At 67.0% G+C, this 20,118-nt stretch carries 20 protein-coding genes and 1 tRNA gene; 8 read left to right on the forward strand and 13 right to left on the reverse strand.

What is annotated here, in order from left to right:
• Positions 1 to 81 precede the first annotated feature (81 nt).
• From fabF to aceE, 6 genes are all read right to left on the reverse strand, one after another.
• Positions 82 to 1,317: a beta-ketoacyl-ACP synthase II gene (gene fabF, locus AC1DH3_RS04475; RefSeq protein WP_476908678.1), complete on the reverse strand. Its 1,236-nt coding sequence runs from the start codon at positions 1,315 to 1,317 to the stop codon at positions 82 to 84.
• Between the two features lie 216 nt (positions 1,318 to 1,533).
• The gene (locus tag AC1DH3_RS04480; protein WP_091256299.1) at positions 1,534 to 1,779 is read right to left on the reverse strand and encodes an acyl carrier protein; all 246 of its coding nucleotides are present in this window, start codon (positions 1,777 to 1,779) and stop codon (positions 1,534 to 1,536) included.
• Between the two features lie 145 nt (positions 1,780 to 1,924).
• The gene (locus AC1DH3_RS04485; protein WP_476908679.1) at positions 1,925 to 2,986 is read right to left on the reverse strand and encodes a beta-ketoacyl-ACP synthase III; all 1,062 of its coding nucleotides are present in this window, start codon (positions 2,984 to 2,986) and stop codon (positions 1,925 to 1,927) included.
• A complete protein-coding gene (locus tag AC1DH3_RS04490; RefSeq protein WP_175320864.1) occupies positions 2,983 to 3,912 on the reverse strand; it encodes an ACP S-malonyltransferase in 930 nt (309 codons plus the stop codon). Before AC1DH3_RS04490 ends, AC1DH3_RS04485 begins: the two co-directional genes overlap by 4 nt.
• Positions 3,913 to 4,000: 88 nt before the next feature.
• Positions 4,001 to 5,245: a PucR family transcriptional regulator gene (locus AC1DH3_RS04495; RefSeq protein WP_441417521.1), complete on the reverse strand. Its 1,245-nt coding sequence runs from the start codon at positions 5,243 to 5,245 to the stop codon at positions 4,001 to 4,003.
• 141 nt (positions 5,246 to 5,386) lie between these two features.
• Complete coding sequence (gene aceE, locus AC1DH3_RS04500; protein ID WP_441417522.1) at positions 5,387 to 8,167, reverse strand: pyruvate dehydrogenase (acetyl-transferring), homodimeric type; 2,781 nt, start codon at positions 8,165 to 8,167, stop codon at positions 5,387 to 5,389.
• A 420-nt stretch (positions 8,168 to 8,587) separates the two neighbouring features.
• Here aceE and AC1DH3_RS04505 point away from each other — a divergent pair, with 420 nt between their 5' ends.
• The 5 genes from AC1DH3_RS04505 (at position 8,588) to AC1DH3_RS04525 (ending at position 11,406) form a co-directional block, all read left to right on the forward strand.
• Positions 8,588 to 9,007, forward strand: a complete 420-nt coding sequence (locus AC1DH3_RS04505) for a DUF3052 domain-containing protein (RefSeq protein WP_175320867.1) — start codon at positions 8,588 to 8,590, stop codon at positions 9,005 to 9,007.
• The gene (locus AC1DH3_RS04510; RefSeq protein WP_476908680.1) at positions 9,004 to 9,504 is read left to right on the forward strand and encodes a peroxiredoxin; all 501 of its coding nucleotides are present in this window, start codon (positions 9,004 to 9,006) and stop codon (positions 9,502 to 9,504) included. Before AC1DH3_RS04505 ends, AC1DH3_RS04510 begins: the two co-directional genes overlap by 4 nt.
• 14 nt (positions 9,505 to 9,518) lie before the next feature.
• On the forward strand, positions 9,519 to 10,439 hold the full coding sequence (locus AC1DH3_RS04515) for an NAD-dependent protein deacetylase (protein WP_441417524.1): 921 nt from the start codon (positions 9,519 to 9,521) through the stop codon (positions 10,437 to 10,439).
• A gap of 97 nt (positions 10,440 to 10,536) precedes the next feature.
• A tRNA-Val gene (locus AC1DH3_RS04520) sits at positions 10,537 to 10,612 on the forward strand.
• Positions 10,613 to 11,115: 503 nt separating this feature from the next.
• Positions 11,116 to 11,406, forward strand: a complete 291-nt coding sequence (locus tag AC1DH3_RS04525) for a hypothetical protein (protein WP_441417525.1) — start codon at positions 11,116 to 11,118, stop codon at positions 11,404 to 11,406.
• A 265-nt stretch (positions 11,407 to 11,671) separates the two neighbouring features.
• On the opposite strand, the gene AC1DH3_RS04530 is transcribed toward AC1DH3_RS04525, so the two are convergent.
• Complete coding sequence (locus tag AC1DH3_RS04530; RefSeq protein WP_476908681.1) at positions 11,672 to 12,400, reverse strand: FadR/GntR family transcriptional regulator; 729 nt, start codon at positions 12,398 to 12,400, stop codon at positions 11,672 to 11,674.
• A gap of 226 nt (positions 12,401 to 12,626) precedes the next feature.
• On the opposite strand from AC1DH3_RS04530, the gene gndA reads away from it, so the two are divergent.
• Complete coding sequence (gene gndA / locus AC1DH3_RS04535; protein WP_476892360.1) at positions 12,627 to 14,063, forward strand: NADP-dependent phosphogluconate dehydrogenase; 1,437 nt, start codon at positions 12,627 to 12,629, stop codon at positions 14,061 to 14,063.
• A 74-nt stretch (positions 14,064 to 14,137) separates the two neighbouring features.
• Here the strand turns inward: gndA and epsC are convergent, their stop codons facing one another.
• From epsC to msrA, 3 genes are all read right to left on the reverse strand, one after another.
• A complete protein-coding gene (gene epsC / locus AC1DH3_RS04540) occupies positions 14,138 to 14,722 on the reverse strand; it encodes a serine O-acetyltransferase EpsC (protein ID WP_138769044.1) in 585 nt (194 codons plus the stop codon).
• A 37-nt stretch (positions 14,723 to 14,759) separates the two neighbouring features.
• Complete coding sequence (gene cysK / locus AC1DH3_RS04545; RefSeq protein ID WP_441417528.1) at positions 14,760 to 15,695, reverse strand: cysteine synthase A; 936 nt, start codon at positions 15,693 to 15,695, stop codon at positions 14,760 to 14,762.
• Positions 15,696 to 15,761: 66 nt separating this feature from the next.
• A complete protein-coding gene (msrA, locus tag AC1DH3_RS04550; RefSeq protein WP_441417529.1) occupies positions 15,762 to 16,286 on the reverse strand; it encodes a peptide-methionine (S)-S-oxide reductase MsrA in 525 nt (174 codons plus the stop codon).
• Positions 16,287 to 16,397: 111 nt separating this feature from the next.
• On the opposite strand from msrA, the gene AC1DH3_RS04555 reads away from it, so the two are divergent.
• Positions 16,398 to 17,297, forward strand: coding sequence for a Nif3-like dinuclear metal center hexameric protein (locus AC1DH3_RS04555; RefSeq protein ID WP_441417530.1), 900 nt, complete (start codon positions 16,398 to 16,400; stop codon positions 17,295 to 17,297).
• A 62-nt stretch (positions 17,298 to 17,359) separates the two neighbouring features.
• The gene (locus AC1DH3_RS04560) at positions 17,360 to 18,097 is read left to right on the forward strand and encodes a zinc ribbon domain-containing protein (RefSeq protein WP_476908682.1); all 738 of its coding nucleotides are present in this window, start codon (positions 17,360 to 17,362) and stop codon (positions 18,095 to 18,097) included.
• A 59-nt stretch (positions 18,098 to 18,156) separates the two neighbouring features.
• On the opposite strand, the gene AC1DH3_RS04565 is transcribed toward AC1DH3_RS04560, so the two are convergent.
• The 3 genes from AC1DH3_RS04565 to AC1DH3_RS04575 are packed head-to-tail and all read right to left on the reverse strand — an operon-like array spanning position 18,157 to position 20,054.
• A complete protein-coding gene (locus AC1DH3_RS04565; protein ID WP_476892363.1) occupies positions 18,157 to 18,921 on the reverse strand; it encodes a YaaA family protein in 765 nt (254 codons plus the stop codon).
• 55 nt (positions 18,922 to 18,976) lie between these two features.
• Complete coding sequence (locus AC1DH3_RS04570) at positions 18,977 to 19,174, reverse strand: hypothetical protein (protein WP_476908683.1); 198 nt, start codon at positions 19,172 to 19,174, stop codon at positions 18,977 to 18,979.
• Positions 19,175 to 19,178: 4 nt separating this feature from the next.
• Positions 19,179 to 20,054, reverse strand: coding sequence for a slipin family protein (locus AC1DH3_RS04575; protein ID WP_476892365.1), 876 nt, complete (start codon positions 20,052 to 20,054; stop codon positions 19,179 to 19,181).
• Positions 20,055 to 20,118 lie beyond the last annotated feature (64 nt).

Consider the following 20,118-nt stretch of genomic DNA (forward strand, 5'->3'; position numbering starts at 1 on the left):
AGATGGCGGCAATGTTCACTAGGAACATTGCCGCCATCTGTCATTTCGGCGTGGAGGCCCAGTTGAGCGGGCCCCGGCGGGTTAGACGCTGCGGACGGCGATGACGGCGTTGTGGCCGCCGAAGCCGAACGAGTTGCTCAGTGCCACGATGCTGCCGCCGGGCAGGGCGCGCTCGGAGGTGACGATGTCGAGCGGGATCTCCGGATCCTGGTTCTCGAGGTTGATCGTCACGGGCGCCTTGCGGTCGTATACGGCCATGACGGTCAGTACGGCCTCCACCGCACCGGAGGCACCCAGCAGGTGGCCCATCTGCGACTTGGTGGCGGAGACGGCCACGTTATCCACGTGGCTGCCGAGGGCGGCCTTGAGGGCGGTGTACTCGGGCTTGTCGCCGACCGGGGTGGAGGTGGCGTGCGCATTGACGTGCACCACGTCCTCGGCCTGGATGCGGCCGTCGAACATGGCCGCCTTCAGGGCGCGGGTGGCGCCGAGGCCCTCCGGGTCCGGGGCCGTGATGTGGTACGCGTCGGCGGTTACCGAGGTGCCGGCGAGTTCGGCGTAGATTCGGGCGCCGCGGGCGAGGGCGTGCTCCTCGGCCTCGAGCACCAGAGCGCCGGCGCCTTCGCCCATCACGAAGCCGTCGCGGTCGCGGTCGTAGGGGCGCGAGGCATGCTCGGGATCGTCGTTGCGGCGGGACAGCGCCTGCATCGAGGCGAACGCGGCGATCGGCATCGGGTGGATGGCGGCTTCGGCGCCGCCGCAGACGACGACGTCGGCCTTGCCGGAGCGGATCAGGTCCAGGCCCATGTGCACGGCTTCGGTTCCGGACGCGCAGGCGGAGACGGGGGTGTGGGCGCCGGCACGGGCGCCGAGGTCCAGGCTGACGGCCGCGGCGGGGCCGTTGGGCATCAGCATGGGCACGGTCATGGGGAGGACACGGCGGGGCCCCTTTTCGCGCAGCGTGTCCCAGGCGTCCAGGAGGGTCCAGACGCCGCCGATGCCGGTGGCGAAGGCGACGGCCAGGCGGTCATGGTCGATGTCGGTGATGCCGGCGTCGGCCCATGCCTCGCGGGAGGCGACAACGGCGAACTGCGTGGACGGGTCCATGCGCTTGGCCTCGACGCGGCTCAGGACCTCGGTGGCGGGGGTGGAGGCCCGAGCAGCGAAGTGCACGGGCAGCTCGTACTTGGCCACCCAGTCGTCCTCAAGCGTGTGCGCGCCGGAGACGCCCTTCAGCGCGTTCTTCCACATCGTGGGGACATCGCCGCCAATGGGTGTGGTGGCACCCAGACCGGTAATGACTACTTTGCGTGCCATGGGATCACTCTCTGTCGGTGCGCCTGCCGTATCCGGAACCTGGTGAAGGCGGCCGGGGCCTGCGTAGGGAAAACTCGGTGGTCATGCAGAAATCAGGGATTGAACTGTGGTGTTCCGGTCCGGGACGCTGTCGAAGCGTCCCGGACCGGCCACAGGTCCGGCCGTTGCCGGCCACAGGTCCGGTCGTTGCCGGCCGGAGCCAAGGCGCAGGCGAAATTAGGCCTGGGCGTTGGCGATGAAGCTGACGGCGTCGCCGACGGTCTTGAGGTTCTTGACCTCTTCGTCCGGGATGCGCACGCCGAACTTTTCCTCGGCGTTGACCACGATGGTCATCATGGAGATGGAGTCGATGTCCAGGTCCTCGGTGAAGGACTTGTCCAGCTCGACAGCCTCGGGGGCCAGGCCGGTCTCTTCGTTGACGATTTCAGCCAGGCCGGCCAGGATCTCTTCGTTGTTAGCCATTGATGGCTCCTTTTCTTGTTGTTGCCGTCGGCTTCCGGTGGTTGTTCCGGGAACGTCGGGCGAAATGATTCAAACCGAGGGTTCGGCTTGGTTGGGAATCCGTGCTGTTGAGGAATGCGTTCAGCTAGGGAAGTGCGGTGGCCGCCTACGGAAGCACAATCACCTGGGCGCCGAAGACAAGTCCGGCTCCGAACCCGATCTGCAGGGCCAGTCCGCCGCTCAGTTCAGGGTTTTCCTGAAGCAAGCGGTGGGTGGCGAGGGGGATGGAGGCTGCCGAGGTGTTGCCTGCTTCGGCGATATCCCGGGCGACCTTGACGGTCTCCGGAAGCTTGAGCTTCTTGGCCATCTCATCGATGATCCGCATGTTGGCCTGGTGCGGGATGAAGGCCGCGAGGTCCTCGGCCTTGATCCCGGCGGCGTCGAGGGCCTGCTGGGCCACCTTGGCCATTTCCCAGACCGCCCAACGGAACACCGTCTGGCCGTCCTGCCGCAGCGTGGGCCACAGGGCCGCCTCGGTGACGGCGGCCTCGCCCTCGCTGAGGGCGGCGTCGCGCTTGCCGGCGGCGGCGAAGTCGCGGATGTCCAGCATCGAGTGGGTCATGCCGATGGCGTCCCACTTGCTGCCGTCCGAACCCCATACCGAGGGGCCGATGCCCGGGGTGTCGGAGGGGCCGATGACGACCGCGCCGGCGCCGTCGCCGAGCAGGAAGGAGATGGTGCGCTCGGTGTTGTCGATGACGTCGGAGAGTTTCTCCGCACCGACCACGAGCACGTACTTGGCCGCGCCGGAGCGGACCAGGGCGTCGGCCTGGGCGATGCCGTAGCAGTAGCCGGCGCAGGCGGCGGAGATGTCGAACGCCGGTGCCGGGGTGGCGCCGAGGCGGTCGGCCAGGCTTGCGGCGGCCGAGGGCGTCGCATACGGGTGGGTGACGGTGGAGACAATTACCGCGCCGAGCTCGGAGGCCTCAATGCCGGCCTTTTGCAGGGCCTCGCGGGACGCGCCCTCGGCCATGTCGATCACGCTGACGTCGGCGGGGGCCCGGTGGCGGGTGATGATGCCGGTGCGCTGCCGGATCCACTCGTCCGAGGAGTCGATCCACTGGCAAACGTCCTCGTTGGTGACGATGACGCTGGGCCGGTACGCGCCGACGCCCATCACCCGGGTGTTTTCCTGCAGGGGAGCCTGCTTCAGAGTAGGAGCGCTCATTCCCCTCCCTCCAGTTCTGCGAATAGGGCCAAGGCGGCGGAAAGGTCATCCGGGGTCTTGACGGTGACGGTCTTCACGCCGGGCATGCCGCGCTTGGCCAGGCCGGCCAGCGTCCCGGCCGGGGCCAGTTCGATCACTCCGGTCACGCCGCGCTTCACGAGGGTCTCCATGCAGAGATCCCAGCGGACCGGGCGGGAGACCTGGGCAATCAGGCTGTCGACGGCGGCACCGCCGTCGGTGACCTCCGCGCCGTCGAAGTTGGACAGTAGCGGGACCTGCGGGTTCCGCGGGTGCAGCGAGGGCCGGAGGGCCTGCAGCGCGGCGACCGCGGGGGACATGTGCGAGGTGTGGAACGCGCCGGCGACTTTCAGCGGGATCACTCGGGCCTTGGCCGGGGGATTGTCGGCGAGGGCCTTCAGCTGCTCCAGGGTGCCGGCCGCGACGGTCTGGCCGGCGCCGTTGACGTTGGCCGGGGTGAGGCCGCAGGCCTCGATCGCGGCCAGGACTTCGGCGGGGTCCCCGCCCACGACTGCGCTCATGCCGGTGGGGGTGGCCGCGGCGGCCGCGGCCATGCCGTTGGCGCGTTCGCGGACAAAGGTCATCGCTTCGGTCTCGGTCAGGACACCGGCCAGGGCGGAGGCGGTGATTTCGCCGACCGAGTGTCCGGCGAGGATGACCGGGAGGGTGCCCAGTTCGACGTCGAAGAGCGACTTGGCGGCCACGAGTCCGGCGGCGACGATCAGGGGCTGCGCGACGGCGGTGTCCTTGATGGTCTCCTCATCGGAAGTGGTTCCGTGGGCGGTGAGGTCGATACCTGCTATTTCGCTAAGGGAGGCCAAATGGCCTGCGACGGGAGGCAGTTCCAGCCAGGGGGCCAGAAAACCAGGGGTCTGGGAGCCCTGTCCAGGGCAAACGATTGCAAGCACGTATCCAGCTTTCCAAATTGCCGCGTGATTCATCGGTACTCTCATGCACCAAGCTCACTGGGTCAGATTGTAGGAAGTCTACAACGGGTCAGGAGTTGTTGCGCGACGGCTGGCGTTCCGCGGAGGGCCTGGGCGGGGCCGAGAGCCGGCCCACCACGAGCGCCGCCTGGAGCACAAAAGCCTCCCGGGGGATCAACGGATCCCAGCCCGTGACGTCGCAGACACGCTTGAGCCGGTAGCGCACGGTGTTGGCGTGGACGAAAAGCTCGCGGGCGGTCGCTTCAAGCGAGTGGCCGAGTTCGAGGTAGGTCCCGAGGGTCTCCACGAGGCCGTTGGACGCCGCGACCAGCGGCCGGTAAATGTTCTTGACCAGGGAACGCCGGGCCGCGTCGTCACCGGAGATCACGCGCTCGGGCAGGAGGTCATCGGCAGCCACGGGACGCGGCGCGGAGGGCCACGCCTTGGCTGCGGTCAGGCCGGCGAAGGCGGACTGAGCGGAGCTGCTGGCCTCCAGCAGGGATCCGGCCTCGGCGCCGTAGACCACCGGCCCCGGGGCGAAGAGCTCGCTGAGTTTCTGGCAGGCCGTTTCGCGGTCCTGCACGCCGCCCAGGATCAGGATCAGCCGGTCGCCCTGGATCCCGACGAGGGCGTCCTCGGCGAAGCGCCCGGCCGTGCGGCGGAGTTCGCTGACGTAGCTGGCGCTGGGTTCCGACGGGGAATTCCCCACCATCACGGTGAAGCGTTCCTGGGCTTTCCAGCCCAAGGCGGCGATCCGGGAGCGCAGCGCGTCGGTGTTTTCGCCGCGCAGGATCGCGTCGACAATCAGCGCCTCCAGCCGGGTGTCCCAGGAACCGCGGGTCTCGGCGGCGCGGGCGTAGACGTCGGCCGCGGCGAAGGCCACCTCGCGGGAGTAGCGCAGCACGGCCTCGCGCAGGCCGGCCTGGTCGGCTTCCGGGGCGATGATCGGCACCTGCTCCTCGACCACCTCCACGACGATCCGGATCAGCTGCAGCGCCTTCTGCAGGCTGATCGAGCGGGTCAGCTCGGTGGGGGCGGTGCCAAAGACATCGGAGAGGATCCAGGACGGAGAGCTGGGCCGCTCGAACCAGGTGACAAAAGCGGCAATGCCGTTCTGCGCGACCATGCCCAGGGCGGAGCGCTCATCGGAGTTCAGCCGGCTGTACCAGGGCAGTGATTTCTCCAGCTGCCGCAGGGTCGTGGTGGACAGCTGGCCCACGCTGGCCCGGAGCTTCTTCAGCGTCTCGGCCTTCTCCGGGGTGAGCGCCCGCACGGACGGCTTGCGTTTTGCGGGAGTGGTGGTGGGCTCTGCCATGCATCGAGCATACGGTGCCCGCCGTCCAAGCTCCATTTGTGCAAAGGCTACAAGTCCCTTTGGGCTGCGTCACAGGCTTAAACGCCCGACGGCGGCCCCCACCCGAAGGTGGGAACCGCCGTCGTGCGTTCGCTTTGGTGACTAAGAGTCGCCGCCCGCGTTGCCGGTGGTGCCGGCGTTGACGTTGAGCAGGCGGTACTTCTCGATTGCCTGGGCCGGGGCCTGGGCGTCGACCTCGCCGCGGCGGGCCAGCATCTGCAGGGAACGGACCACGATCGAGTGGATGTCGTTCTTGAAGAAGCGGCGAGCGGCGGCGCGGGTGTCCGAGAAGCCGAAGCCGTCAGCGCCGAGCGAGGCGAACTCGTTCGGGATGAACTGGCGGATCTGGTCCGGAACGGCCTTCATGTAGTCCGAGACCGCCACGATCGGGCCGGTGGCGCCGGCGAGCTGTTCGGTGACGAACGGGACGCGGGCCGGCTGGCCCGGGTTGAGGAAGGCGTCTTCCTCGGCGGCCATGGCGTCGCGGCGCAGTTCGGTCCAGGAGGTCACGGACCAGACATCGGCGGAGACGCCCCAGTCCTCGGCGAGGAGCCGCTGGGCTTCGAGGGCCCAGGGGACGGACACACCGGAGGCCAGGATCTGGGTGCGCGGGCCGTCGATCTTGGCCGGTGCCAGCAGGTAGATGCCCTTGATGATGCCCTCGACGTCGAGCTCGGCGGGTGCCGGCGGCTGGACGATCGGCTCGTTGTAAACCGTGATGTAGTACATCAGGTTCCGGGCCGGGTCGTTGTCCGCCGGGCCCGGACCATACATCCGGTTCAGGCCATCACGCATGATGACGCCGATCTCGTAACCGTAGGCCGGGTCGTAGGTGACGACGGCCGGGTTGGTCGAGGCCAGGATCGGGGAGTGGCCGTCGGCGTGCTGCAGGCCCTCGCCGGTCAGCGTGGTCCGTCCGGCGGTCGCGCCGATGATGAACCCGCGGGTCATCTGGTCGGCGGCGGCCCAGAAGGAGTCGCCGGTGCGCTGGAAACCGAACATCGAGTAGAAAACATAGATCGGGATCAGCGGTTCGCCGTGCGTGGCGTAGGACGTGCCCGCCGCGGTGAAGGCGGCGACCGAACCGGCCTCGTTGATGCCGGCGTGCACGATCTGGCCGGCAATGGATTCCTTGTAGGCCAGGACGAGGTCGCGGTCCACGGACAGGTAGTTCTGGCCGTTCGGGTTGTAGATCTTCGCCGTCGGGAAGAACGCGTCCATGCCGAAGGTGCGTGCCTCATCGGGGATGATCGGCACGATCCGGGAGCCGAAGTCCTTGTCCCGCATCAGGTCCTTGAGCAGCCGGACGAACGCCATGGTGGTGGCGGCCTGCTGCTTGCCGGAACCGCGGTTGGCGACCTCGTACGCCTTGTCGCCCGGCAGGGTGACGTCGGTGTGCTTGGAGCGGCGCTCGGGGACGAACCCGCCGAGGGCGCGGCGGCGTTCCATCAGGTACTGGATCTCCGGGGCGTCGGCGCCGGGGTGGTAGTACGGCGGCTGGTACGGGTCGGCCTCGAGCTGCTCGTCCGTGACCGGAATGCGCAGGTGGTCGCGGAAGGCCTTCAGGTCCGCCAGCGTGAGCTTCTTCATCTGGTGGGTCGCGTTGCGGCCCTCGAAGTGGGTGCCCAGGCCGTAGCCCTTGACCGTGTGGGCCAGGATGACCGTCGGCTTGCCCTTGAACTCGGTGGCGGCCTTGTACGCGGCGTAGACCTTGTTGTAGTCGTGGCCGCCGCGCTTGAGGTTCCAGATCTCCTGGTCCGTCATGTCCGCGACCATGTCCTTGGTCTGCGGGGTCTTGCCGAAGAAGTGCTCGCGGACGAACCCGCCGGATTCGGCCTTGTACGTCTGGTAGTCGCCGTCGACCGTCTCATTCATGATCTTCACGAGCGAGCCGTCTTCGTCCTTGGCGAGCAGGTTGTCCCACTCGCGGCCCCAGACGACCTTGATGACGTTCCAACCGGCGCCGCGGAAGAACGCCTCGAGCTCCTGCATGATCTTGCCGTTGCCGCGGACCGGGCCGTCGAGGCGCTGCAGGTTGCAGTTGATGACGAAGTTGAGGTTGTCCAGCTTGTCGTTCGCGGCGAGCTGCAGCAGGCCGCGGGACTCCGGCTCGTCCATTTCGCCGTCGCCCAGGAACGCCCAGACCTGCTGGTCCGAGGTGTCCTTGATGCCGCGGTTGTGCAGGTAGCGGTTCGACTGCGCCTGGTAGATGGCGTTCATCGGGCCGATGCCCATGGACACGGTGGGGAACTCCCAGAACTCCGGCATGAGGCGCGGGTGCGGGTAGCTGGAGAGGGCGTGGCCCTCCTTGGACTTCTCCTGGCGGAAGCCGTCCAGGTCCTCCTCGGTCAGCCGGCCTTCCATGAAAGCGCGGGCGTACATGCCGGGGGAGGCGTGGCCCTGGAAGAAGACCTGGTCGCCGCCGCCGGGGTGGTCCTTGCCGCGGAAGAAGTGGTTGAAGCCGACCTCGTAGAGGGTCGCCGCACCGGCGTAGGTGGAAATGTGGCCACCGACGCCGATCTCGGGACGCTGGGAGCGGTGCACCATGACGGCGGCGTTCCAGCGCAACCAGGCGCGGTACTTACGTTCGATCTCTTCATCGCCGGGGAACGGCGCTTCCTGGTCCACCGGGATGGTGTTGACGTAGTCGGTGGTGGTCACCATCGGCACGCCCACGCTCTGCGCGCCGGCCCGCTGGAGCAGGCTCCGCATGATGTATTGGGCACGCTCGGTGCCCTGTTCCTGAATCAGGGTGTCCAGGGACTCCAGCCATTCGGCGGTCTCTTCCGGATCACGATCAGGCAGCTGGTTAGTCAACCCGCTGAGGATATGGGAGGTATCTTCTCCTGCAGCCACGTCCAACCTCTCTTTGAGCGCATTCATCGGCACCCTCAGCTCCGGCAGGGTAACTGCCTGGCGTGAACGCGACGTGTGCGACATATCGGTAACAGCAGCCCGGTCCTGTACGCCGGGCTAGGTCCAATCACAACCATGCCTGCCTGTATTAGCGGTCGGTTGTCCGCGCAGGCAAAGTCGTCATCAGCCACTCTAGCCGTGTCAGTCCGCGGATGCGTAGCTGTCCTATGGGGCCACCGCCGTATTTCACGGGCATACTGGTTCTGTGACGTGGACCCCCTCCGGGGCCCGCGGAACGGCCGGTGTGACGCAGAATATGGCGGATCGCGGCGTTAGCAGCTTGAAGCAAAGGCCCAAAGGGTGTTGGCTTGTAGTAATGGAAATCACTAGCACCATTGGGTCCACCAAGCAGTACACCAAGAAGTACAAACAGCATAGGAGCAACACGTGAGCGAGGCCGACGCCGCCACTTCGGTAAATGTGGCGGAAAAATTGGGTTTCAAAAATGGAGATCTGATTCAAGAATTCGGTTATGACGACGACGTCGACTTCGACTTGCGCGACGACATCGAGGACCTCACCGGCTCGGAACTCTTCGACGAGGACGACCATGAGGTGGTCGACGCCGTGATCCTCTGGTGGCGGTCCGACGACGGGGACCTCGTTGACACCCTGGTCGGCTCGCGCACCACCCTGACCGAGGGCGGCGTGGTCTGGGTGCTCACCCCGAAGAACGGCCGGGTGGGCTACGTCTCGCCGGCCGACATCCAGGATGCCGCGCCCACCGCAGGCCTGCACTACACCACGTCCGCTGGCGTCTCCAAGGAGTGGAGCGCCACCCGGCTGGTCACGCGGAAAAACAAGTGACCCAACCCGGCGCAGGAGTGGCGCTGGCAACCGCCGTGCCGGCGGTCGGCCAGCCCGCCCCCGACTTTGAGCTGGTCAACCAGTTCGGCGAGCCGGTCCGGCTGTCGGAACTGCGCGGACGCAATGTGGTCCTCGTGTTCTTCCCGTTCGCGTTCTCCGGCATTTGTACGGGCGAACTTTGCGAAATCCGGGACAACCTTGCGCTCTTCGAGGACGCCGACGCCGCCGTGCTGGGGGTTTCGGTGGACAGCAAGTTCGCGCAGCGCGCCTACGCGGAAAAGGAGGGTTACTCCTTCGACCTCCTGGCGGACTTCTGGCCGCACGGTGCCGTGGCCGAGCGCTATGGCGTCTTTGACCCCGACAGCGGCATGGCCAAGCGCGGCACCTTCATCATCGACGCCCGCGGTATGGTCCGCTACGTCGTGGTGAACCCCCGCGGCCAGGCCCGGGATTTCACCGAGTACCGCGCCGCCCTGGCGGGGCTCGCAGGGAACTGACGGGGACAGGCGCGATGCGGCAGCGGCGACCCGGCGTCGGCATGACTGGCTTTGCCAGCCTGCCGCCGGTCGTTGCCGCCGAACCGGCGCGGAGCGAACTCGAGGTCCTGCGGGAAATCCACGGCGTCCTCGCGGGGGAGCGCTTCGCGTTGCTCACCGGCGCCGGGCTCAGCACGGATTCGGGCATCCCGGATTACCGGGGCCCCGGGGCGGCTCCGCGGGCGCCGATGACCTACCAGGAATTCATTGGCGACCCCGAGAACCGCCGTCGCTACTGGGCGCGGAACCACATCGGCTGGTCCCATCTGCGCCGCGCCGATCCTAACGACGGCCATGCGGCCGCCGCCCGACTCGAGCACCGCGGGCTCCTCACCGGCCTGATCACCCAGAACGTGGACCGGCTGCACGAGGACGCCGGGAGCGTCAACGTGGTGGACCTGCATGGCCGCTTCGACCGGGTGGTCTGCCTGGCCTGCCATCGCCGCTACAGCCGCTCGTTGCTGGCCGGCGTGCTGGAGGAACTCAACCCTGACTTCCTGACGGAAGCACTCGCCGCCGGTGTCGTGGAAATGGCCCCCGACGCCGACGCTACCGTGGAAGATTCGGAGCTGATCGCGGGTTTCGTCGTCGCCAACTGCCCGGCCTGCGGCGGCACACTGAAACCCGACTTTGTCTACTTTGGCGAGAACGTGCCCAAGGACCGGGTTGAGCGCTCCTACGCCATGGTGGACGACGCCGCGGCCCTGCTGGTGGCCGGTTCCTCCCTGACCGTGATGAGCGGACTGCGGTTCGTCCGGCACGCCGCCAAGCAAGGCAAGGCGGTGGTGATCATCAATCGTGGGCAGACCCGCGGCGATGACCTGGCCACCATCAAGCTGGAGGCAGGCGTCAGCGAATCGCTGACCTGGCTCGCCGCGGAGCTCCCCTCACTGTGAGGCGTTCCGGTCCGGCCGGCGATTGGCGTTTCCGGCGCCGTTTCGGGTAGAGTCATTGTTCGTTGGTGGACGCACTGAAGTGCGGAAACAGCATCTTGGGTCTTTAGCTCAGCTGGTAGAGCGCCACGTTTACACCGTGGATGTCATCGGTTCGATCCCGGTAGGACCCACCAAGGAAAACCCCGTCGCGGCAGGCCTAAACGCCCGCCGCGGCGGGGTTTTTTGCTCTCCATGTGCTGTGTCCTGCACTATTCCCGCGCCCAAAAGTAGCCGGAACTATCTGTGTGCTCACAAATCGGTTGGCAACGCGCGGGCGCTACGCTGCTGGCCCCGAGGGCCACTGCTCGCCGCGGGGGTCGGCAGGGGGCGCCCCGGCCCAGCAGGGAGTGGGGGATTCCGAACCGATAATAAGCTAAGTGATATTGTTATCTTACTTATTTGGGGGGCGACTTGTTAGGTTTACGTTCTTTTTTTGCCAGGTTTTGGGCTACAAAATGCCGGCTATGCGGGATTCCTGTTCCGGATTCCCGGGTCCCTTACTGCAAGGAGCAGCACCAGACGGAGTTCGAATCCGCAAACGCCTGGTAGTGGAGCGCGGCCCCGCTGCCCATGCGCTGTCGGCCATCCAAGTCCGGACTGCACCAAAATGTCGGTGCCTGTCCGTACCGTCACCGGCATGGAACATGTGATCGTAAAAACCGGCCCTGACGGACATCCGCGGGCCGTGGTCCGCGGTGGCCGCGAATGGGTGGTTGGCGCGGAACCCGTGCGGTGGTTTGAGCGCGTGAGCTGGTGGGAGGCCGAGCGCCGGATGCCGAAGGGACTGAGCCGGGTCGATGTCGAGGTGTGGCAGGTCCAGGCCAGGCTGGGCCGGAACAGCGGATCGGCCCTAACTACGATGGAAATCATCCGGGACGGCCTCGGCGGAGGCTGGCGGCTCCGGGACGCGGTGGCGGACGCCGCCTGACCAGCGCTCACCCGCGGCAAAAGCTTCCGCGCAATGGAAAAGCCTGCGGGCAATGGAAAAGCCTCCGGGCAATGGAAAAGCCTGCGGGCAATGGAAAAGCCTTCCACCGCGACTATTGGGGGATGCCGCGGTGGAAGGCTTGTTAGAAATATACCGTGAATGCGTCCAAATGTGAAACGCCTAGCGGTTGAATTTGACCATCGACGGGACTAATCCGGGCCCCGCGGCTGTCTATCGGAAGCCGTGCCGCTGCCGTGCGGGCGGACTAGCGGGGCTGGACCGGGACGAAGACGCGGGGCTGGTCCTTCCAGCTGGGTTCCATGTCCGCGATTGTCTCGCGCATGATCTTGTTGGAGGCCTCGCGGGCGGCCACGCCGTCGCCGGCCGCAATCGCCTCCGCCACGTCCACGTGCCACTGCAGCGCGGAGGCCCTCGGATGGTCCGGCATCAGACCGTGGACGGTGCGGCCGGTCAGTGTCTCGGCCACCTGGCCCACCATGTTGGCGAACATTTCGTTGCCGGAACCGGTCAACAGCAGGGAATGGAACTGGATGTCCAGCTCGAGGAACCGAGGCACGTCGCCGGCCACGCCCGCCTCCCGCATGGCGTGGGAGATTTCCACCAGCCGGCTGCGGAGTTCATCCGGGGCGTTGCCGGCCGCCAGTTCGGCGGCCACCGGCTCCACCGCGGTGCGCAGCTCGGCCAGGGAGCGCAGCTGGGCGCCGCGGCCCTCGCCGGCCAGGCGCCAGCGGATCACGAGCGGATCGAAGGGATTCCAGCGGCTGGCGGGGAGCACCCGGATGCCGACACGTTTGATGGTCTCGACCAGCCCCAGGGACTGCAGCACGCGCACCGCCTCGCGGACCACCGAGCGGGAGACCTTCAGCTCATCCTCGAGGTGCTCGGCCAGCATGACATGGCCGGCGGGGAGCTCGCCAGCGACGATGCGGGCTCCCAGATGCTCGATGGCGCGGTGATGCAGGCTGGTCGACATAGTCGTAAGCATAGTGGCGCAGGCCGCAATCCCGGGGCTACAGGCGCAGTGGCCGCCGAAAATCATAGACTGTTTGTGACGCGCCGTATTCCGCCACGTGGGCGCTGCTTTCCTGCAGTCAGCGGAAATACATATGGTTTATTGACAGCCACTGATCCCAAGAAGCGTGTTCCGCAGCAACTGCGGGACGAACTGCACTCGATGCACAGAATGAATTGGAGTTTTGATGTCAGCACACATCGGTGTCACCGGCCTTGCGGTGATGGGGGCCAACCTGGCCCGGAACCTGGCCCGTAACGGCTTCACCGTTGCCCTGCACAACCGTTCCGTGGAGAAAACCGACGCGCTCCTCGAAAAGCACGGCCAGGACGGCGACTTCGTCCGCACCGAAACGCTGCAGGAACTCGTCGACTCGCTGGAGAAGCCGCGCCGCGTGCTGATCATGGTCAAGGCCGGCAAGCCGGTGGACTCCGTGATCGAACAGCTCGAGCCGCTGCTGGAGGCCGGCGACATCATCATCGATGCCGGCAACTCGCACTACGAGGACACCCGCCGCCGCGAGGCCGCCCTCGCGAAGAAGGACCTCCACTTCGTCGGTATCGGCGTCTCCGGCGGCGAGGAAGGCGCGCTCAACGGCCCCTCGATCATGCCCGGCGGCTCCAAGGAGTCCTACGAGGCGCTCGGCCCGCTGCTGGAAAAGATCGCAGCCCACGTCGACGGCCAGCCCTGCTGCGCCTGGATCGGCACCGACGGCGCCGGCCACTTCGTCAAGATGGTGCACAACGGCATCGAATACGCCGACATGCAGGTCATCGGCGAGGCCTTCGACCTGCTGCGCTCCGGCGCGGGCATTGAGCCGGCCGAGCAGGCAAAGATTTTCGCCGAATGGAACAAGGGCGAGCTCGCCTCCTTCCTGATCGAAATCTCCGCCGAAGTCCTCGGCCACGTCGATGCCAAGACCGGCAAGCCGTTCGTCGACGTCGTGGTGGATGCCGCCGGCCAGAAGGGCACCGGCCGTTGGACGGTCATCTCCGCCCTTGAACTGGGTTCCCCGACTTCCGGCATCGCCGAATCGGTCTTCGCCCGCGCGCTGTCCTCGCAGGCGGAGCAGCGCAAGCTGGCCCAGGAGCTGCTGGCCGGCGGCGAGGCCGCCGTCGAGGTCCCCGAGACTTTCGTCGAGGACGTCCGGCAGGCACTGTACGCCTCCAAGCTGGTCTCCTACGCGCAGGGCCTGGACATGCTCACCTCCGCCGCCAAGGAATACGGTTGGGACCTCAAGCTGGACGAGATCGCCTCGCTGTGGCGCGGCGGCTGCATCATCCGCGCAGAGCTGCTGAAGGAGATCACCAAGGCCTACGCCGCGGACGAGAAGCCGGCGAACCTGCTGTTCGCGCCGGCCTTCACCAAGGCGATCGCCGAGGTCCTCCCGGCCTGGCGGCGCGTGGTGGCCACCGCGGTGCAGCTGGGCATCCCGGTGCCGGTGTTCTCCTCCTCGCTGGCGTACTACGACGGCCTGCGGCGCAAGCGCCTCCCGGCCGCCGTGATCCAGGGCCAGCGCGACCTCTTCGGTGCACACACCTACGGCCGCATCGACACCGAGGGCACCTTCCACACCCTCTGGGGCGAGGACAAGTCCGAGATCTCGGCAGTGGACACGCACTAATCCAGACCGGTTAACGACAGCGGCCGGCGGCCCCGTTTTGGGGCCGCCGGCCGCTGTCTTTATGACTGCGTGCTTTAGATGCGGTACTCGATCAGGTACTCGGCCGGGTCGACGGCGGGTTTGGTTTCGCGCTGGGCGTCGCGGTGCCGCCAGGTGGCGGGCACTCCGGTCAGGATCGATTCGGCCGGGGCGTCCTTGACTACGACGGCGTTGGCGCCGATGGCGCTGTCCCGGCCGATCGTGATGGGGCCCAAGACCTTGGCTCCGGCGCCGATGACGACGCGGTCCTCGATGGTGGGGTGCCGCTTGATCTTTGCGAGCGAACGGCCGCCGAGCGTGACACCGTGGTAGATCATGACATCCTCGCCGATCTCGGCGGTTTCGCCGATCACAACGCCCATGCCATGGTCGATGAAGAAGCGGCGGCCGATCGTGGCGCCGGGGTGGATCTCGATGCCGGTCAGGAAGCGGGCCAGCTGGGAGATCAGCCGCGCAGGGAAGCGCAGCGAAGGGTTCTGCCAGAGCCGGTGCGTCAGGCGGTGCGCCCAGATCGCGTGCAGGCCGGAGTAGGCAAAGAAGTTTTCGAAAGAACCGCGCGCCGCCGGGTCGTGGGACCGGGCGGCGTCGAGGTCTTCCTTCAGTCTTGCGAAGAAGCTCACAAAGACCTTTCTACGAAATCTTGGGACAGGGCTGGGCTTAGCCGCGGATGTCGTCGTACAGCACGGTGGAGATGTAGCGCTCCCCGAAGTCGCAGACAATGGCAACAATCAGCTTACCGGCGTTCTCCGGGCGCTTCGCGAGCTCCAGGGCCGCCCAGACGATCGCGCCGGAGGAGATGCCGCCGAGGATGCCTTCCTTGACGCCCAGCTCGCGGGCCACGCGGACCGAGTCCTCCAGGGTGGCGTCAATGACCTCGTCGTAGACGTTGGTGTCCAGGATTTCCGGCACGAAGTTGGCGCCGAGGCCCTGGATCTTGTGCGGGCCCGGGGCGCCGCCGTTGAGGATGGGGGAGTCCTTGGGCTCGACGGCGATGATCTGCACGTCGGGCTTGCGCTCCTTGAGTACCTGGCCGACACCGGTGACGGTTCCGCCGGTGCCGACGCCGGCGACGAAGATGTCCACCTTGCCGTCGGTGTCCGACCAGATTTCCTCGGCGGTGGTGCGGCGGTGCACCTCGGGGTTGGCCTCGTTGGCGAACTGCTGCGCCCAGATGGAGTTCTCCGTGTTGGCGACGATCTCCTGGGCCTTCTCCACGGCTCCGCGCATGCCCTCGGAACCGGGGGTCAGCACAATTTCTGCGCCGTAGGCGCGGAGCATGACGCGGCGTTCCGTGGACATGGTCTCGGGCATGGTGAGGATGACCTTGTAGCCGCGGGCGGCGCCGACCATGGCCAGGGCGATGCCCGTGTTGCCGGAGGTTCCCTCGACGATGGTCCCGCCGGGCTTGAGTGCACCGGACTTCTCCGCGGCGTCGATGATGGCGACGCCGATCCGGTCCTTGACGCTGTTGGCCGGGTTGTAGAACTCCAGCTTGACCGCCACCGTGGCGTCCAGGCCTTCGCTCAGCCGGTTGAGGCGGACCAGCGGGGTGCCGCCGACCAGCTGGGTAACATCGTCATAGATCCGTGCCATGGGTAGGTGTGCCTATCTGTGAGGAGGAATTCTAAGGTCAGCGTAACGAGGGCGCTCAGGCCCTAGCTAAGCATTAAGCCATGCAGAGTAATATTTCCTGGCCTTCGCCAGCTTCGGGTTGATGATCACCTGGCAGTAGCCCTGTTCGGGGTACTTCGCGTAGTAGTCCTGGTGGAAATCCTCCGCCACGTGGAAGACCGGCAGGCGGCTCACCTCGGTGACGATCGGGTCCGACCACAGCTCCTGGTTCCGGCCGATCGCTTCCTCGAAAAGGATCTTCTCCTCAGTGGTCTCGTAGAACATCGAGGACCGGTACTGGGTGCCGACGTCGTAACCCTGCCGGTTCAGCGTCGTGGGATCGTGCAGGGCGAAGAACATGTCCAGGATGACCTCGGCCGGGATCACCTCCTCGTCGAAGGTCACCGCCACCACCTCGGCATGGCCGGTGGTGCCGGAGCACACGCTGTAGTAGTCGGGGTTGCGGTCGTGGCCTCCGGTGTAGCCGGAGACGACCGAGCTGACACCCTTGGTCTTTTGATAGACGGCGTCGAGGCACCAGAAGCAGCCCCCGCCGAGGACGAAAGTTCTCATGTCCTGTTCAATGGACGAAGGGCCCGGATCATTCCCGAACCCGGCATTCCGCCAGCATCCGGGACTCCCGGCAGGGGTGGCTGGCACCGCGGATAGGGTAAAAATGAGGTTATGGAACCTGAGAACACCGACGTTTCAGCGCAGCCCGACGAAGCTACCCGCACCGGCGAGGCTGCCACGCTGGGCATGATCCTGCTGGCCGTCGAGGAGCTCTGGCCCGAATCGCTGGCGGAGGAGTGGGACGAGGTAGGCCTGGTGGCCGGGCACCCGTCCGCCGAGGTGAGCAGGATTCTCTTCGCCGTGGACCCCACCCTCGAAGTCATCGAGGAAGCCGTCGCCTGGGGCGCCGAACTGCTCATTACGCACCATCCTCTGCTGCTCAAGGGCGTCACCTCCGTTGCCGCCAACACCCCCAAGGGCAAGGCGGTGCACCGGCTGATCGAGTCCGGGACCGCACTGCTGACAGTGCACACCAACGGTGATTCCGCCGTCGGGGGCGTCTCCGACGTACTGGCCGACGCGCTGGGCCTGCAGGACGTGGTGCCGCTGACGCCGGCCGCGAACGGCCTTCCGGAGGAAGGGATCGGCCGGGTCGGGGACCTCGCCGACGTCCAGACGCTGGGGGACTTCGCCGCGCGGGTCTTCGGCATCCTTCCCTCCGTGGCCGGCGGCGTCCGTGTTTCCGGCGACCGGGACGGCCTGGTGCGACGTGTGGCCCTGTGCGGCGGCGCGGGCGACTCGCTGTTCAACGAGGTCCGCGCGAGCAACGCCGACGTCTACCTGACCGCGGACCTGCGCCACCATCCGGCGTCGGAGGCCCGCGAGGCTGCCGTCAATGACCGGCCGTACCTGATCGACGTCTCGCACTTTGCGAGCGAGTGGCTGTGGCTGCCGGCGGCCGCCGAGGCCTTGGGGAATGTGCTGACCGACCAGGGCCACGACATTGAAATCCGGGTCAGCAGCACCAACAGCGACCCCTGGGACTTCATTCTGACTCCGGGCGGCGACTAGAGTCTAGGGAGCGCCGGTACGGTGCCCGGCTCCGGCCGGTAAGTGAACAAGCGGAGGAAATAGTGGCCAAGGCAGCACCGGCGGAACAGTTGAAGTTGCTCGAATTGCAGGGACTCGATGCCAGGCTCAAGTCCCTCTCCAACCGCCGCCGCAGCCTTGAAAGCGACTCCCGGATCACCGACCTGGAGGCTGCACTCAGTGTGGCCAACGGAGAACTCGGGGCCGCGAAGGTGGCGGTGCACGACGCCGAACTGGAACTCAAGCGCGCCGAGGCCGACGTCGAGCAGGTCGCCTCCCGGATCGAACGAGACGAGGCCAGGCTCAACAGCGGCACCGGGCTGTCCAAGGACCTCGTGGCCCTGCAGCGCGACATCGCGTCCCTGAACAAGCGCCGCTCGGATCTTGAGGACGTTGAACTCGAGGTCCTGGAGCGGCTGGATTCGCTGCGCCTGCGCCAGGCCAGCCAGCAGCAGATCGTTGACGATATCCAGGGTTCCTTTGGCACCATCCGCGCCGAACTGGACGAACAGCTCGCCGAAGTGGCCGCGGAGATGACCGTGGTGCGCGGCCAGCGTGCCGAGTTCGCCGAGGGACTGGACGCGGGAATGCTCGCCGTCTACGAGAAGACGCTCGCCAAGCGCGGCGTCGGCGCGGCCCGGCTCTTCCACGGCACCTCCGAAGGATCCGGCATGCAGCTGAGCCCCGGTGACCTCGCCGAGATCAAGGCCGCAGCCGAGGACGACATCGTCTTCTGCCCGGATTCCGGGTGCATCCTGGTCCGCTCCGCCGAGTGGGCCTAGCCCCCAAGTGACTCGCAGTTGTTGTCGTTTAGAGGCGTCTAAACGACAACAACTGCCAGCTAGTTGGGCAGGATGAGGTTGAGGGTGTGCGGCTTCCGGGCCGTGCCCTGGACCAGCTCCGCGGACCATTTCTCGGCGGCGGCCTTGTGCAGCTGCGCCGGGGTCTGCGGGGTCTTGCCGCGGCGGGCCAGCAGGTGCCGGGCAAGCTCCCCGCGGGTGTGCTTGGCGAAGTGGCTCACCACCTTTCGGACGCCGTTGACCTCCGTGAAGACGTTCACCGCCACGGTCCGCTCGGGCGGGGGAGCCCAGGCCGCGGCGTAGGTGCTGGAGCGGCAGTCGACCAGCAGCTCGCCGTCCGTTGCGGCGGCCAGGGCCTCAGTTAGCTGCGGCTTCCAGAACGAGGCCAGCCGTCCGACGTCGGGCAGGGACGTGCCCATCGATAGCCGGTACGCCGGCACCCGGTCCGCAAACCGGATCGCGCCCCAGAGCGCGGAGATCACCAGCACGTTTGCGTCCGCCTTCTTCCGCTGCGCCGGAGTCAGCGAGCGGTAGTCCAGGGCGTCGTAGAGGACGCCGGAATACACCTGGTGGGCGGGCGCGGCAGGCTCGGCGTGCAAGCGGGTGTTGCGTTCGACGTCGGCCTTCAGCGAGGCGCCGACGCCCAGCAGCGCCAGGGCGTCCTCGTGCGCGCTGACGGTGCCGAGCGCCTCGAGCACCTTTGCGCGGTAGGCGTTGAGGCCGGGGAAGCTGAGCGAAGCCGCGTCGACGGCGTCACCGCCGGTCGCGGGGGTCTTGCCTTCGGAGGGCGGCAGCAGAATTAGCACCGTACGATCCTACCGGCGGCCAGGCGGCTGCAGCCGCGCGCGGCCCGGCGTCGGGCTAGCGCCGGTGTCCGGTGTTGTCGAGGCCCACGAAATTCGACTGGCCGACTGTCTTGGCCCGCTGGATGTCCCGCCGTGCCCGCTCGGATTCCGGGTCGCTGCCCAGCCGCGCGTGCTTCCGGCGGGTCAGGAGGTCACGCACGACGGTCGCGACGACCAGCAGTCCGGCGCCGACGGCAAGGAGCAACAGTTCCATGCGGTCAGGCTACCTTCGTTGGCGCCGCCGGGACAGGGGGAGGCGCCGTGGCCGCCACGGGGGTGGGGCCGGCGGCCTGGGCCGGCGCCGCTACCGCTGCCTGGGCGGCCTTGGTCTCCCGGGCCAGGAACGCGGACAGCTCGCCGATGGTGCTCATCAGCGGCGCCGGGAAGACCACGGTGGAGTTCTTGTCCACCGCAATCTCGACGAGGGACTGCAGGTTCCGCAGCTGCAGGGCCAGCGGATGCGCCATCATCATGTCAGAAGCCTCACCGAGCGCCGCCGCCGCGATCGACTCGCCCTCGGCGGCAATGATCTTGGCCCGCTTCTCCCGCTCGGCCTCCGCCTGCCGGGCCATGGCGCGCTTCATGCTTTCGGGAAGCTGGATGTCCTTCAGCTCCACGAGCGTGACTTCGACGCCCCACTCCAGGGTGAGTGCGTCCAGGATTTCGCGGATGTCGCTGTTGATGTGTTCCGTTTCGGACAGGGTCTGGTCCAGGCTGTGCCGGCCGACCACCTTGCGGAGCGTCGTCTGGGCGATCTGGTTGATCGCGGCAGCCACATTTTCGATCGCCACCACCGACTTCACGGCGTCGATCACCCGGTAGTAGGCCACCGCGGAGATATCCACGCTGACGTTGTCCTGGGTGATGATGCCCTGCGACTGGATCGGCATGGTCACGATCCGCAGGCTGACCAGCTGCAGCCGGTCGATCACCGGGATGATAAAGCGCAGCCCGGGCATCCGGACTCCGATCACCCGGCCCAGCCGGAACAGCACGCCCTGCTCATACTGGCGCACAATCCGGATCGAGGCCCGGGCCAGGATGAGCACGAGCGCGGCGATGATCAGCCAAATGACGACGGCGGTGAAATCCATCCGAATCGCTTCCTTGCCTGGCGGGGTTGCTGCTTTCATTCTCCCACCGGCAGGCCCAAAAGGC

The sequence above is a fragment of the Arthrobacter sp. 05L428 genome (genome assembly GCF_056397665.1).